We start from the raw sequence: 12,582 nt of genomic DNA, 5'->3' as shown, positions 1-12,582 counted from the left end.
CCGACTTCCTTACCGGTCGCCGTGCATCGGCCGCGATGCCCGTTGTAGACCCGCTTTATGATCGTTCAGAACCCGGTGGTCTGGCTAATCCCGTCCATCCGAAAGTGCATTCGAAGGAGCTTTTCATGCAGATGAACCCGAACAAAGACACCCAATTATGCATGTCCCTGTCGGGGCGTCCGGGGAATTTCGGCCTGCGCTTTCATAACCATTTGTATGAACAGTTGGGTCTGAATTTCTACTACAAGGCGTTCAGCAGCCAGGACCTGCCCGGCGCCGTGGGCGGGATCCGGGCCCTGGGCATCCGTGGCTGCGGCGTGTCGATGCCGTTCAAGGAAGCGTGCATCGCGCTGGTCGATGAGCTGGATGCCTCGGCGGCGGCGATCCAGTCGATCAACACCATCGTCAACACCGCCGGCCACCTCAAGGCCTACAACACCGATTACATTGCCATCGCGCAATTGCTGCAAACCCACGCCGTCCCCCAGCAATCGACCTTCGCCTTGCGCGGCAGCGGTGGGATGGCCAAGGCCGTGGCCAGTGCCTTGCGCGATGGCGGCTACCGGCATGGCTTGATCGTCGCGCGCAACGAGCGCGCCGGGCGGGCGCTGGCTGATTCCCTCGGTTATCGCTGGCAGGCCGAGCTGGGCGACGAGCGCCCGCAGATGCTGATCAACGTCACCCCGATCGGCATGACCGGCGGCGCCGAAGCCGAGCAACTGGCGTTCGAGCCCGAAGTGATCAAGGCTGCCGACACCGTGTTCGATGTGGTGGCGATTCCTTCGGAAACCCCGCTGATCGTGCGCGGCCGTGCCGAAGGCAAGCGGGTCATCACTGGCCTGGAAGTCATTGCGATCCAGGCGCTGGAGCAGTTCGTGCTGTACACCGGCGTGCGGCCGACGGTGGAGCAGTTCGAGGCCGCGGTGGCGTTTGCCCGTAGCTGATCAGGGTATCCGCGGCAAGGATCACGCTGGACGGCAGACGCTGCTGGCCAGCGATGAACCCTATACTGCGCCTTCAGCAAGCTGAGACTTGCCCTCTACAAAAAACCGAGGTTCGCATGCATCCGCCCATTCTCAACCTGCATCAGGTCGAACTCCAAGCGCTGCCCGAAGCGCTGGCCCCGGAAGGTGAAACCGCCGGGCGCTACCAGCAACGCATGGCCCGCATTGGCCAGCAACTGGGGGCGCAAAAGCTCGGTTATCGCCTTTACGCGCTGCCGCCGGGCATGCGCGGCAGTCCGTTTCACAGTCATCGGGTCAATGAGGAAATGTTCTACGTGGTCGCCGGGGAAGGTGAGGTGCGCCTCGGTGCCGAGCGCTTTGCGATCCGCGCCGGTGACGTGATTGCCTGCCCGCCCGGCGGCCCGGAAACCGCGCACCAGATCATCAACAGCAGTGCGGCGGAGCTGCGTTACCTGGCGGTCAGCACCCAGCAGCAACCGGATATCTGCGAGTACCCGGACTCGAACAAATATGCGGTGATGGACAACTTCAACGTCGATGCCCAGGGCAATGCTTCAGGTTTTGTCGCCGTGGCGCGCCAGGCGGACGGGGTGGATTACTGGGACGGCGAGTAGCCGACCCTGCAACCGAGGGAGCACGCGGGCTCCCACGGTTTGCGGCGCTTATTCGAGGCGCGCCAGGCGTTCTTCCAGCGCGGCGATCCGCGCTTCCAGCTCTTCGATCCGTTCCACCGACACCGCGCCGCCGGCACTGCGCTCCTGCGGGTTGTGGCGTGCCGCGAGAATCGCCTCGATGTCGGCGGGATCACCCAGGGCGTGGGTGTAGCGGTCTTCGCGCTGACCGGCCTGACGCGGGATCAGTACCGCCAGCCCCCGGGCAATCAGGCGCTCGAGCTGATGCACGACCTGCTCGGCGTCTTCGAATTCGTGCATGCGACCGCTGCGGGTTAGCAGTTCATTGACGGTCTGCGGGCCGCGCAGAAACATCAGCCCGGTGAGGATCAGCTGTGGCGGAATCAACTCGAGCGCCTTGTCGACCTTGTGCTCCCAGCGGTCGGCACGGCTGCCCATGACCAGTTTGGCGAAACCCCGGCCCTCAAGCGCCCGCAGGCTTTGCCCGACCTGACCCTGGGTCAGGTTCATCACCGGTTCGCGGCTGGTCTTCTGATTGCAGGCCAGGACCAGGGCGTTGAGGGTCAGCGGATAGGTTTCCGGGCTGGTGGCCTGCTTCTCGATCAGTGCACCCAGGATGCGGATTTCCGTGGCGTTTAGCCGCGGTTCGTCGAAGGTTGCTTCAAGTTCTGTGGTCATCGCGCGTTCCCTCTGCAGTCGAAGGCGCCTAGCCTAATCCTTGCTGGATAAAAGACAAGCCGCGGCGTCGGCGAGCACGGCTATAATCGCTCCACGATTCACTCTGCCACCACACGAGACTGTCATGACCATTTCCCTGTACGCCGCATCCGTCCCGGTTTTCCAACAAATGCTCAATGCCCTGAGCGATGTGCTGAAGAAGGCCGAGGCCCACGCCACCGAGAAAAACATCGACCCGAACGCATTCCTGCAGGCGCGCCTGTTCCCGGACATGTTCCCGCTGGTGCGTCAGGTGCAGATCGCCGTCGACTTCGCCAAAGGCGTTTCTTCGCGTCTGGCCGAAGTCGAAATCCCCAAATATGACGACAGCGAAACCACCTTCGCCGAGCTGCAAGCCTTGATCAACAAGGTCCTGGCCTTTATCGGCGAGATCAAGCCGGAGCAGATCAACGGCAAGGAAGGCATCGAAATCGTCACCCGTCCGGGCACGCCGAAAGAGAAGCGCTTCAGCGGCCAGGCTTACCTGCTGAGCTACGGTCTGCCGCAGTTCTTCTTCCACGTCACCACGGCTTACGATCTGCTGCGCCACAACGGCGTCGAAATCGGCAAGCGCGATTACATGGGCGCGTTCTAAACCACCCGCCAATAAAAAACCCGCCTTGGCGGGTTTTTTATTGGCTCGAAACCAGCGATCGCGGCCTCAGGCTGAACGCTGGACCTTGGCTTCTTCACCCAGGCACGCCGCGGCGGTAAACAGCACGTCGGTGGACGAATTCAGCGCGGTTTCGGCGGAGTCCTGCAGCACGCCGATGATGAAACCGACCGCTACCACCTGCATGGCAATCTCGCTCGGAATACCGAACAGGCTGCACGCCAGTGGAATCAGCAGCAGCGAGCCGCCGGCCACACCCGACGCACCGCAGGCGCAAATCGCCGCGACAACGCTGAGCAGAATCGCCGTCGGAATATCCACCGCGATACCCAGGGTGTTCACGGCGGCCAGGGTCAGCACGGTGATGGTGATCGCCGCGCCGGCCATGTTGATCGTGGCGCCGAGCGGAATCGATACCGAATAAGTGTCTTCGTGCAGGCCCAGGCGCTTGCTCAGTTCCAGGTTGACCGGAATGTTCGCCGCCGAGCTGCGGGTGAAGAACGCGGTGATGCCGCTTTCGCGCAGGCACTTGAGCGTCAACGGGTAGGGGTTGCGGCGCAGCTTCCAGAACACGATCAGCGGGTTCATCACCAACGCGACAAACAGCATGCAGCCGAGCAGCACGGCCAGCAGGTGTGCGTAGCCGACCAAAGCGCCGAAACCGGAAGTGGCGAGGGTCGAGGCCACCAGGCCGAAGATCCCCAGGGGCGCGAAGCGGATCACCACGCGCACGATCAGAGTCACGCCGTTGGACAGGTCGCCGACCACTTCGCGGGTGGTGTCGCCGGCATGCCGGATCGCCACGCCCATGCCGATCGCCCAGGCCAGGATGCCGATGAAATTGGCGTTCATCAGCGCGCTGACCGGGTTGTCGACCACGCTCAGCAACAGGCTCTGCAGGACTTCACCGATGCCGCCCGGCGCAGTCACCGTGACGTTATCAGTGGCCAGCACCAGGTGCGACGGGAACACCGTGCTGGCAACCACGGCCACGACCGCTGCGCCAAAGGTGCCCAGCAGATACAGGAACAGGATCGGCCGGATGTGGGTTTCCTGGCCATGCTTGTGGTTGGCAATCGAGGCCATGACCAGCACGAACACCAGGATCGGCGCCACGGCCTTGAGTGCCGAGACGAATACCTTGCCGATAAACGCGGTACCTTTCGCCGCTTCCGGGGCGAGCAGCGCCAGGGCGATGCCGGCAATCAGGCCGATCAGGATCTGGGTGACCAGGCTGAGATTTTTCAGGCGTTGCAATAGAGAAGGGGATGAAGCGGTCATGACGGCGTCTCTGATTTTTTATAGGGTGCAGGGTGCGTGAAACCGGTGGCGAATCGGGGGCAGACCACAGGTACGAACCAAAAGGGCTGACGCGGTATCAACGCCCTGAAACAGGCCATTGAATAGGGTGTACGTTTTGCAGGGCGCGGACTTTATCACAGCGTAGGCCTGATCCTTCAGGCCTGTGACGATCTGCCACCCGAATCGGCGACAAGATCGACAGGTTTGTGCAAGTCAGTCAGGAAACACTCTGTTAAGATTCTCCGTCCTCATTTTCAAGTTCTGCCAGCGGGCCCTCGGGTCATCGCTGGTGTCGTCGTTTTGCTGGAGTTTGCCATGCTGTTGCCCATTCTTCTGTTGTCTGCCGCCGGGTTCACGGTGCTGACCACGGAATTCGTCATCGTCGGCCTGCTGCCGGCGATCGCTCGCGACCTTGAGGTCACGATCCCGCAGGCTGGCCTGCTGGTGACCCTGTTTGCCTTCACCGTGGCCCTGTTCGGGCCGTTCCTCACGGCCTATTTTGCCCGCTTCGAGCGGCGCCGGCTGTTCATCACCATCCTGATCATGTTCGGCCTGGCCAATACCGTCGCGGCGCTGGCACCGAACATCTGGGTGATGGCGATTGCCCGCCTGATCCCGGCGCTCGGCCTGCCGGTGTTCTGGGCGCTGGCCAGTGAAACCGCGGTGGACATCGTCGGCCCGGACTACGCCGGTCGCGCCATCGCCAAGATCGGCTTCGGCATCGTTTGCGCCACGGTGTTCGGCATTCCGGTGGGGACGCTGATTTCCGACGCCTTCGGCTGGCGCAGCGCTTTCGGCATCCTGGCGGTGATCGCCTTCGCCAAGGCCTTGCTGCTGTTCGTATACCTGCCGAAAACCAGCCTGCACCAGCATCAGGTCAGCTTCGCCTCACAGTTCAAGATCCTGCGCAGCCCGCTGATGCTCGGCCATGTGCTGTTGTCGATCCTGGTATTCAGCGGCATGTTTACCGCCTATACCTACCTGGCCGACATTCTCGAACGCCTGGCCGGGTTCAACGGCACCGTGGTCGGCTGGTGCCTGATGGGCTTCGGCGCGGTCGGGCTGATCGGCAACTCGCTGGGTGGCCGTGCCGTGGATCGCCATCCGCTGGGCGCGTCGGTGCTGTTCTGTGCGTTCATGATCGCCGGCATGGTGTCGCTGGTGCCAAACATCCATTCGCCGTTGGGGCTGGCGGTGGCGATGGGGATCTGGGGCATCACGCAGGCGGCGCTGTTCCTGGTCAGCCACGTGCGCCTGATGAAAGCCGCGCCGCAGGCACCGGCCTTTGCCGCTTCGCTGAATATCGCCGGTGCCAACCTCGGCATCGGCCTGGGCGCGATGATCGGCGGCCGGGTGATCGACAATGCCGGCCTGGGCTTCCTGGGTTTCGCCGCTGCCGGTTTCATCCTGTTGTCGGTGTTCCTCGCCATGGTGCTGATGACCCTCAAACCGCGCGACGAGTGCGCGCAGCCGTCATAACGCGGTAAACAGCTCGCGTCGGGCACCTTCGGTAATCGCCACGATGCCGGGGTGCTTGACCTTGCGCTCCACCGAAATCGCGTAGAACGATTCGCTCACCGCGTCGGTCTGGCCGATCAGTTCGACGCCGTACTGGCGCTTCACCTCCTCGGCAATCACGCTCGGGCCGATGAAAATCCCGCTGCCGGACTGACCGAACGCCTGCATCAATGCACTGTCATCGAACTCGCCGACGATGCGCGGCTGGATCTGCTGCTCGGCGAACCAGCGCTGCAAGCGGCTGCGCACCACGGTTTCCGCCCCGGGAATCAGCAGTGGCGCACCGTTGAGGCTGCGCGGGAAATCCTGACCGTATTGCGCCGCCAGTTCGGCGGTGGCGAAGAAACTGATGCCGCATTCGCCGAGTTTCTGGCTGTAACCCTTGATGTCCAGGTGCGACGGCATCGGGCTGTCGGAGATCACCAGATCCAGGCGCTGGATCGCCAGATCCGCCAGCAACCGCTCCAGTTTGTCCTCACGGCAGGTGATGCGCAGCGGTTCGCTGAGCTCCATGGTCGGCGCAATCAGGCGATAGACGATGGATTTGGGCACCACATCGGCCACGCCGACGCGGAACAGGATCTGCTGTTCGTTGGGCTGGGCGCGCAGCATCAGCTCCAGTTCTCCACCGATCTGGAACATCTGCTCGGCATAGGGCAGGGCCTGGCGCCCGGCCTCGGTCAGTTCCAGCTGCCGTCCGACCCGCTGAAACAACTCGATGCCATACGTCTGTTCGAGCAGGGAAATCTGTCCGCTGATGGTTTGCGGGGTCAGGTTCAGCTGTTCGCAGGCGCGTACGATGCTGCCGGTCTTGGCGACCACCCAGAAGTAATGCAGTTGGCGGTAGTTGAGCATGGTCTCGGGTCCGTCGAATACAGTTCGTATAAATCGAAGTATAGCCGCTAAAAATACGAATTTTCCTGAAGTGTTTGTCTCCCTAGAATGCCCAGCCATCGACGGACGGTCGCAGGCCGACGTCTGTTCTATCGAGGGAAGCATGATGAAACTGAAAAACACTGCATGGCTGATTGCGTCTTTACTGGTTCTGGCCGGTTGCGATCAGGCCGAGAAAAGCGCGCAGCAGTTGCTGGGGCAGGCGGCCGAAAGCGCCAAGCAGGCCATCGACGACACGCACAAGGCCGCCGAGCAGGCCCTCAGTGACGCTACCGGCAATTTGATCGGCAAGAAAGAAGCAACGGAACAGGACTCGGAGAAATCCGAATCTTCCTCCCAGGAAATCTAAACCGTCTTACGAGAGTCAGGACTGACCCATGGAATATCTGTTAGAACTCGCCGCCAGCCCCACCGCCTGGGTTGCCCTGGCCACACTGGTGGTGATGGAAATCGTGCTCGGCATCGACAACCTGATCTTTATCTCGATCCTGACCAACAAGCTGCCCGAGCAGCACCGGCAGAAGGCGCGCCGCATCGGTATCGGCATGGCGCTGATCCTGCGTCTGGCGTTGTTGAGCACCATTGCGTTCATCGTCCAGTTGACCGAGCCGGTCATCGAGATCCTCGGCCAGGCATTCTCCTGGAAGGACATGATCCTGATCGCGGGTGGCCTGTTCCTGGTCTGGAAGGCGACCACGGAAATCCATCACAGCATGGACCCGGCGCCGGAAGATCCGAAGACTGCTACATCGACCGTGACCCTGGGTTTTGCCGCCGCGATCGGGCAGATCCTGATGCTGGATATGGTGTTCTCCATCGACAGCATCATTACCGCGGTCGGCATGACCGAACACCTGCCGATCATGATTATCGCGGTCGTGGTCTCGGTGCTGGTGATGCTGCTGGCAGCTGATCCGCTGGCCAAGTTCATCAACGACAACCCGACGGTGGTGATGCTGGCGCTGGGCTTCCTGATCATGATCGGCATGACGCTGATCGCCGAAGGCTTCGGCGCCCACGTGCCGAAAGGCTACGTGTACGCGGCCATGGCGTTCTCGGCAGCGATCGAGGTGCTGAACATGATGTCGCGTCGCGCCAAACAGAAGAAGCTGAGCGCGCAAGCGTAATCGGCAGCGCTAAACAAAGGCCGCCTGTACTCGCCAGAGTCCAGGCGGCCTTTTTATTTGCGTGGGGTGAGACAAATCAGTGTGCGGTCGCGTGGCGGGTGCGCGGCTCGACGGATTTTTTCACCGCAGGGGAGTGGACGGGGTGGTGGCGCCGGGAAATACGCAGTACGCCCCACAGCATGGCGGTGGCGACGGCCAGCCAGCCGGCAATCAACATTACGATGGTCATGGTCAGGCTCATGTGTGCCTCCTCTTTGCCCTGCGCCGGGCTCACGCTTTTTCGGCTCTTGTCTTAGTGACAGTCTAGTCACTGACGTGTTTCAGGCTATTGACCAAAGGTCGGTGATGACCAATCACTTCGCTCTATGCAATCGCGGGGTCTGCGGTTTAAGGCTATACCGCAGGCGTGCGCCGTCCTATGATCGTCGGTCAAGCCGGAGCATGATGACCGGCACCTGATCAAGAGAGTGAAGATGGAGCAGCTATTTTCTCGGATGCGCGTGGCATTGCTGGTGGCCGGTTGCGTGGCCACGCTGGCGGGGTGCGCCGGCAGTGTCGCGCCGGAGGTCAAGCGCCTGCCGGAGCGGGTCGAACTCAGCGGTACGTTCTATCGCGGCGAAGCCCATCAGAGCGGGCCGCAAGTGCTGGCCAGCCTGCTGTCACAGCAGGGCATCGTGATCACGCCGGGATTGCTGGAAAAACCCCTGCACCTGCCGGGTGCCGAGGACAAGTTGCAACAGAATCTGCAAAACCTTGCCCGCGAGTACGGCATGGTCGTCTATCCACTGGACAATAAGCTGCCGGCATTGCTGACCCAGGTTGCCGCCGGTTATCCGGTGATGGTGCGTTTCAGTGAGGGCTCGGCGTTCTGGGCGGAGCCGCGCTACGCGATTCTGTCCGGTTACGATCGGCAGAAGCAGAACGTCCTGCTGCGCGCCGGGATGAATCGGCGCGAACTGATGAGTTTCAGTGCCTTCGAGTCAGCCTTCGAGAAATCCGGCGGCTGGGCGGTGTTGATCCAGAAACCGAACCAGCTGCCCGCCGCCGTCGACCCGCAACGCTGGCTGAAAGCGGCCGACGAGCTGGCGCAGGCCGGGCAGGAACGCGAAGCCGCGCAGGCGCGCAAAACCCTCGCGGCGCACTGACGGCCCGTTCGTCACTTGCCGGGCACCCCGGCGCGCGTCACGCCTCTGAAGAACAATGCCCGGTATTTCCGGGCCACGTTCTCAGGAGGCGAACATGGCAATTCCCCAATCTCCCAGCGGCCCGCACTCGTCCGAGCATTCCAGTGGCGATGATCTCGGCTTCGATCCGGATTCGCCGGATCTGGATGATCCGCAGGTCGATCCCGTTGGCCCGGCCAAAGCGCCGAAGGACGTCAAGCCTGGCGAGGACAACAAGCGCCCGGCCGAGCCCTATGACCCGTTGGCCAATCTCAAGCCTTGAGGCGAGGTGCGTATGAGTACCGATTCGAGTTTCGACGACCATAAGCCCGACAGCGTGCCAACCACGCCAGAGCAGGACGTGGATCCGGTGCTGGATCCGGACAGCCCGATGCGCGATCCGCTGGCCCGGCCGGCAGTGGTGACGACGGAGCATCCGCATGACCCCAGTGCCGGGGACGGCATCCCGGATGACGACAAGATGCCGCTGCCCAACGACTGAAATGACAGGCGAAAAAAAGCCCCGGGGATCCGGGGCTTTTTTTCTGCTGGCGATTTATTTGGAGGCTTCGACGACGCCACTCTGGCGCGCCTTGAGGTTCTTCTCGGCCTTGTACTGTTGGGCCACGGCAGGCACGCTGGCGCTGCGGCCGGTCTCGACCCAGCTGCGGATACGGCTCGCATCGGCGAAGTGCGTGTATTTGCCGAACGCGTCGAGAATCACCAGAGCCACCGGGCGGTTGCCCATTTTCGTCACCAGCACCAGGCAATGACCGGCCGGATTGGTAAAGCCGGTCTTGGTGATCTTGATGTCCCAGTCGGCCTTGTTGACCAGGTGATCGGTGTTGCGGAAACCCAGGGTGTAATTGGGGTTACGGAAGGAAACGGTCTTTTCCTTGGTGGTGGTCAGTTCGCTGAGCAGCGGGTATTTGTGTGCGGCCACCAGCAGTTTGCTCAGGTCGCGCGCCGTTGAGACGTTGCGCTCCGACAGGCCGGTGGGTTCGACGAAGTGCGTGCTGGTCATGCCCAGCGCCTTGGCCTTGGCGTTCATCGCGGCGATGAACGCGGCATAACCGCCCGGATAGTGGTGGGCGAGGCTGGCGGCAGCGCGGTTTTCCGAGGACATCAGGGCAATCAGCAGCATCTCCCGGCGTGGCAGTTCGCTCTTGAGCTTGACGCGGGAGAACACGCCTTTCATTTCCGGGGTGTTGCTGATGTCGACGTTAATCCATTCGTCCATGTTCTGACGGGCTTCCACCACGACCAGGCCGGTCATCAGTTTGCTCACGGAAGCGATCGGCACAATCACGTCCGGGTTACTGGAATAAATGACCTTGTTGGTCTGCAGATCCATCAATAGGGCGCTGCCGGAAGCGATTTTCAGCGAGGAAGCGTCGCGTGGAGCGGCGGTGGTTTCGGCGGCGTTGACCGTGGGCGTGAGAAATGTGCCTGAAAATGCGAAAACCAGACTCAGGATGGAAAGACGAATATTCACGCGGGCGAACTCATGAAGGTTGGAAATGCCGTTATTTGTAACGGGCTGTGTCGTAAAAGCGACGCATTTTAGGAGTATGGCTGAAGAACTGTCGATGGTTGTTTGTGGGGCATGAAAAACTCGTGAAAACGCCTGTAAAAATAGGGGTTTCCGGCGAACGGTAAAGGTTTTTTCGAGGACATGAAAAACCCCGCACAAGGCGGGGTTCTCGGAGCATGGAAAATGCCGATCAGCTGTGCAGGGTTTCTGCCGCGTAGAGGGTGTTTTCCAGCAGGCAGGCTCGGGTCATCGGCCCGACGCCGCCCGGTACCGGGGTGATCCAGCCGGCGCGGGGCAGGGCGGTTTCATATACCACGTCGCCGACCAGTTTGCCGTCGTCCTGACGGTTGATGCCGACGTCGATGACGATTGCGCCTTCCTTGATCCATTCACCCTTGACCAGGCCCGGCTTGCCGGCGGCAACCACCACCAGGTCGGCGCGACCGACGTGGCCGGCCAGATCCTTGGTGAAGCGGTGGGTGACGGTCACGGTGCAACCGGCCAGCAACAGCTCCATGGCCATCGGCCGGCCGACGATGTTGGACGCGCCAACCACCACCGCGTCCATGCCGTAGAGATCCGCACCAGTGCTTTCCAGCAGGGTCATGATGCCCTTGGGTGTGCATGGGCGCAGCAGCGGGATGCGTTGGGCCAGGCGGCCGACGTTATAAGGATGGAAGCCGTCGACGTCCTTGTCCGGACGAATGCGCTCCAGCAGTTTCGAGGCGTCGAGGTGTTCCGGCAGCGGCAGTTGCAGCAGGATGCCGTCGATTGCCGGATCGTCGTTGAGACGATCGATCAGCTCGGTCAGCGCTTGCTGGGTGGTGTCGCAGGGCAGGTCGTAGGCTTGAGAGAGGAAGCCGACCTCTTCACAGTCTTTACGCTTGTGCGAGACATAAACCTGAGAGGCAGGATCGCTGCCGACCAGGATCACCGCGAGGCCGGGAGTGCGCAGGCCTTGCTGGCGACGCTCGGCAACTCGTTGGGCGATCTGCTGGCGCAGGCTGGCGGCGATCGATTTGCCGTCGATTAGTTGTGCAGTCATTGCGCGTGATTAACCATCGAGAGGGGGAAAAAAGAGAACGCATTCTCGCATGTCAGACGGTGAGGGCAAAGGCGCTTGGTCTGCAAATTCCCCTAAGCCCTTTAATTAAATGAATTTTTTTCAAAAAGGATTTGACGGTCTCTGGGTGGCTCTATACTATTCGTCGCACTTGTCGGGCACAGCCTAGCACTGGTTAAGAAGGTTGAGCGGAATTACGGTTCTGCGAAGCTGAAAAGCACTTAGTTTGTAGTCCTTCAAGGGTACAGATTAACAAGGCGCCCGTAGCTCAGCTGGATAGAGCATCCGCCTTCTAAGCGGATGGTCGCAGGTTCGAGTCCTGCCGGGTGCGCCAATCAGGCAGCTTTGGCACAAGTAACGCGATATGGTGGGCGTAGCTCAGTTGGTAGAGCACGGGATTGTGACTCCCGTTGTCGTGGGTTCGATCCCCATCGTCCACCCCATATTTCGAAAGGCGCCAGATTTAACGGTCTGGCGCCTTTGCTTTAAAAGGCTTCATCTGCGGATGTGGTGGAATTGGTAGACACACTGGATTTAGGTTCCAGCGCCGCGAGGCGTAAGAGTTCGAGTCTCTTCATCCGCACCAATCAAAGCTTCATTCAAGCCGCTGGCCTGATGAGGTTCTACAAAGAAGTTGTTTGGCTTCTTTGGCACGCAATATGGTGGGCGTAGCTCAGTTGGTAGAGCACGGGATTGTGACTCCCGTTGTCGTGGGTTCGATCCCCATCGTCCACCCCATATTTCGAAAGGCGCCAGATTTAACAGTCTGGCGCCTTTTTTGTTTTACGGATTCGCGTTTCCGCGGCTGCTGGTTACGGGTCGCAGGGCAGGGCACTTCGTCGTATTTATGTATCGCGATGATGCTGCATTGCCCGCCGGTCTTGCTGCAAGGTCGGTTGTCGGGGGAATGTTTGGCGACCGCTTCTATATATAGAAGGGTTGGTGCAGAGCCCTGACTTGATTGGCTGTATTTGCAAACAGGGCGAGGCATAACCGTTTGTCTTCGCCTTCAAAATGCCTGCTGCTTTTTTACCCGTTTTCAGTAGGGTGACTT

General features: G+C 61.0%; 15 protein-coding genes and 4 tRNA genes. 13 read left to right on the top strand and 6 right to left on the bottom strand.

Going from position 1 to position 12,582, the window contains the following annotated elements; genetic code table 11:
• Positions 1 to 125: 125 nt before the first annotated feature.
• Positions 126 to 944: a shikimate 5-dehydrogenase gene (locus QRN70_RS05780; RefSeq protein WP_285416276.1), complete on the top strand. Its 819-nt coding sequence runs from the start codon at positions 126 to 128 to the stop codon at positions 942 to 944.
• Positions 945 to 1,060: 116 nt separating this feature from the next.
• Positions 1,061 to 1,579 (top strand): cupin domain-containing protein, encoded by a 519-nt coding sequence (locus tag QRN70_RS05775; protein WP_285416274.1) that lies wholly within the window; start codon positions 1,061 to 1,063, stop codon positions 1,577 to 1,579.
• 48 nt (positions 1,580 to 1,627) lie between these two features.
• Here QRN70_RS05775 and QRN70_RS05770 read toward each other — a convergent pair whose 3' ends face one another.
• Positions 1,628 to 2,275, bottom strand: a complete 648-nt coding sequence (locus QRN70_RS05770) for a YceH family protein (protein ID WP_285416272.1) — start codon at positions 2,273 to 2,275, stop codon at positions 1,628 to 1,630.
• 124 nt (positions 2,276 to 2,399) lie between these two features.
• Between QRN70_RS05770 and QRN70_RS05765 the strand changes: the two genes are divergently transcribed.
• The gene (locus QRN70_RS05765; RefSeq protein WP_285416271.1) at positions 2,400 to 2,909 is read left to right on the top strand and encodes a DUF1993 domain-containing protein; all 510 of its coding nucleotides are present in this window, start codon (positions 2,400 to 2,402) and stop codon (positions 2,907 to 2,909) included.
• A gap of 66 nt (positions 2,910 to 2,975) precedes the next feature.
• On the opposite strand, the gene sstT is transcribed toward QRN70_RS05765, so the two are convergent.
• The gene (gene sstT, locus QRN70_RS05760) at positions 2,976 to 4,208 is read right to left on the bottom strand and encodes a serine/threonine transporter SstT (RefSeq protein ID WP_285416269.1); all 1,233 of its coding nucleotides are present in this window, start codon (positions 4,206 to 4,208) and stop codon (positions 2,976 to 2,978) included.
• Positions 4,209 to 4,544: 336 nt separating this feature from the next.
• On the opposite strand from sstT, the gene QRN70_RS05755 reads away from it, so the two are divergent.
• Positions 4,545 to 5,708: an MFS transporter gene (locus QRN70_RS05755; RefSeq protein ID WP_285416267.1), complete on the top strand. Its 1,164-nt coding sequence runs from the start codon at positions 4,545 to 4,547 to the stop codon at positions 5,706 to 5,708.
• Here QRN70_RS05755 and nhaR read toward each other — a convergent pair.
• Positions 5,703 to 6,602 (bottom strand): transcriptional activator NhaR, encoded by a 900-nt coding sequence (gene nhaR, locus QRN70_RS05750; RefSeq protein ID WP_285416265.1) that lies wholly within the window; start codon positions 6,600 to 6,602, stop codon positions 5,703 to 5,705. The two genes, QRN70_RS05755 and nhaR, sit on opposite strands and share 6 nt — an antisense overlap.
• A gap of 145 nt (positions 6,603 to 6,747) precedes the next feature.
• Here nhaR and QRN70_RS05745 point away from each other — a divergent pair, with 145 nt between their 5' ends.
• Positions 6,748 to 6,990: a hypothetical protein gene (locus tag QRN70_RS05745; protein ID WP_285418020.1), complete on the top strand. Its 243-nt coding sequence runs from the start codon at positions 6,748 to 6,750 to the stop codon at positions 6,988 to 6,990.
• A 28-nt stretch (positions 6,991 to 7,018) separates the two neighbouring features.
• On the top strand, positions 7,019 to 7,768 hold the full coding sequence (locus tag QRN70_RS05740) for a TerC family protein (RefSeq protein WP_285416263.1): 750 nt from the start codon (positions 7,019 to 7,021) through the stop codon (positions 7,766 to 7,768).
• Positions 7,769 to 7,844: 76 nt separating this feature from the next.
• Here QRN70_RS05740 and QRN70_RS05735 read toward each other — a convergent pair whose 3' ends face one another.
• Positions 7,845 to 8,009: a hypothetical protein gene (locus QRN70_RS05735; protein WP_285416261.1), complete on the bottom strand. Its 165-nt coding sequence runs from the start codon at positions 8,007 to 8,009 to the stop codon at positions 7,845 to 7,847.
• A gap of 232 nt (positions 8,010 to 8,241) precedes the next feature.
• On the opposite strand from QRN70_RS05735, the gene QRN70_RS05730 reads away from it, so the two are divergent.
• The 3 genes from QRN70_RS05730 to QRN70_RS05720 all read left to right on the top strand — a co-directional run bounded on the left by QRN70_RS05730 (position 8,242) and on the right by QRN70_RS05720 (position 9,433).
• Positions 8,242 to 8,913 carry a peptidase C39 family protein gene (locus tag QRN70_RS05730; protein WP_285416256.1) on the top strand — a complete coding sequence of 224 codons (672 nt, stop codon included), beginning with the start codon at positions 8,242 to 8,244 and terminating at the stop codon, positions 8,911 to 8,913.
• 94 nt (positions 8,914 to 9,007) lie between these two features.
• Entirely contained in the window at positions 9,008 to 9,214 is a 207-nt protein-coding gene (locus QRN70_RS05725) for a DUF6021 family protein (RefSeq protein WP_285416254.1), read from the top strand.
• Positions 9,215 to 9,226: 12 nt separating this feature from the next.
• Positions 9,227 to 9,433, top strand: coding sequence for a hypothetical protein (locus QRN70_RS05720; protein ID WP_285416253.1), 207 nt, complete (start codon positions 9,227 to 9,229; stop codon positions 9,431 to 9,433).
• Positions 9,434 to 9,487: 54 nt separating this feature from the next.
• Here the strand turns inward: QRN70_RS05720 and pbpG are convergent, their stop codons facing one another.
• A complete protein-coding gene (gene pbpG, locus QRN70_RS05715; RefSeq protein WP_285416252.1) occupies positions 9,488 to 10,426 on the bottom strand; it encodes a D-alanyl-D-alanine endopeptidase in 939 nt (312 codons plus the stop codon).
• Between the two features lie 229 nt (positions 10,427 to 10,655).
• Positions 10,656 to 11,510, bottom strand: coding sequence for a bifunctional methylenetetrahydrofolate dehydrogenase/methenyltetrahydrofolate cyclohydrolase FolD (folD, locus tag QRN70_RS05710; RefSeq protein WP_285416251.1), 855 nt, complete (start codon positions 11,508 to 11,510; stop codon positions 10,656 to 10,658).
• Between the two features lie 275 nt (positions 11,511 to 11,785).
• Here folD and QRN70_RS05705 point away from each other — a divergent pair.
• From QRN70_RS05705 to QRN70_RS05690, 4 genes are all read left to right on the top strand, one after another.
• A tRNA-Arg gene (locus QRN70_RS05705) sits at positions 11,786 to 11,862 on the top strand.
• Between the two features lie 33 nt (positions 11,863 to 11,895).
• Positions 11,896 to 11,971, top strand: a tRNA-His gene (locus QRN70_RS05700).
• Positions 11,972 to 12,029: 58 nt separating this feature from the next.
• Positions 12,030 to 12,114, top strand: a tRNA-Leu gene (locus tag QRN70_RS05695).
• A 76-nt stretch (positions 12,115 to 12,190) separates the two neighbouring features.
• Positions 12,191 to 12,266 (top strand) — tRNA-His (locus tag QRN70_RS05690).
• Positions 12,267 to 12,582: the final 316 nt, after the last annotated feature.

Origin of the sequence: Pseudomonas sp. efr-133-TYG-5 (assembly GCF_030209175.1) — a bacterium.
Taxonomy (GTDB): Bacteria; Pseudomonadota; Gammaproteobacteria; order Pseudomonadales; family Pseudomonadaceae; genus Aquipseudomonas.
Note: the sequence above shows the minus strand (reverse complement) of the source record. Positions and strands in the feature narration are given on the sequence as shown.

Coding starts and splice junctions, on each gene's coding strand:
- QRN70_RS05755 (WP_285416267.1), top strand. CDS start 4,545: ATGCTGTTGCCCATTCTTCTGTTGTCTGCCGCCGGGTTCACGGTGCTG.
- QRN70_RS05735 (WP_285416261.1), bottom strand. CDS start 8,009: ATGAGCCTGACCATGACCATCGTAATGTTGATTGCCGGCTGGCTGGCC.
- QRN70_RS05770 (WP_285416272.1), bottom strand. CDS start 2,275: ATGACCACAGAACTTGAAGCAACCTTCGACGAACCGCGGCTAAACGCC.
- QRN70_RS05765 (WP_285416271.1), top strand. CDS start 2,400: ATGACCATTTCCCTGTACGCCGCATCCGTCCCGGTTTTCCAACAAATG.
- QRN70_RS05775 (WP_285416274.1), top strand. CDS start 1,061: ATGCATCCGCCCATTCTCAACCTGCATCAGGTCGAACTCCAAGCGCTG.
- sstT (WP_285416269.1), bottom strand. CDS start 4,208: ATGACCGCTTCATCCCCTTCTCTATTGCAACGCCTGAAAAATCTCAGC.
- QRN70_RS05740 (WP_285416263.1), top strand. CDS start 7,019: ATGGAATATCTGTTAGAACTCGCCGCCAGCCCCACCGCCTGGGTTGCC.
- QRN70_RS05725 (WP_285416254.1), top strand. CDS start 9,008: ATGGCAATTCCCCAATCTCCCAGCGGCCCGCACTCGTCCGAGCATTCC.
- QRN70_RS05780 (WP_285416276.1), top strand. CDS start 126: ATGCAGATGAACCCGAACAAAGACACCCAATTATGCATGTCCCTGTCG.
- QRN70_RS05745 (WP_285418020.1), top strand. CDS start 6,748: ATGAAACTGAAAAACACTGCATGGCTGATTGCGTCTTTACTGGTTCTG.
- QRN70_RS05720 (WP_285416253.1), top strand. CDS start 9,227: ATGAGTACCGATTCGAGTTTCGACGACCATAAGCCCGACAGCGTGCCA.
- QRN70_RS05730 (WP_285416256.1), top strand. CDS start 8,242: ATGGAGCAGCTATTTTCTCGGATGCGCGTGGCATTGCTGGTGGCCGGT.
- folD (WP_285416251.1), bottom strand. CDS start 11,510: ATGACTGCACAACTAATCGACGGCAAATCGATCGCCGCCAGCCTGCGC.
- nhaR (WP_285416265.1), bottom strand. CDS start 6,602: ATGCTCAACTACCGCCAACTGCATTACTTCTGGGTGGTCGCCAAGACC.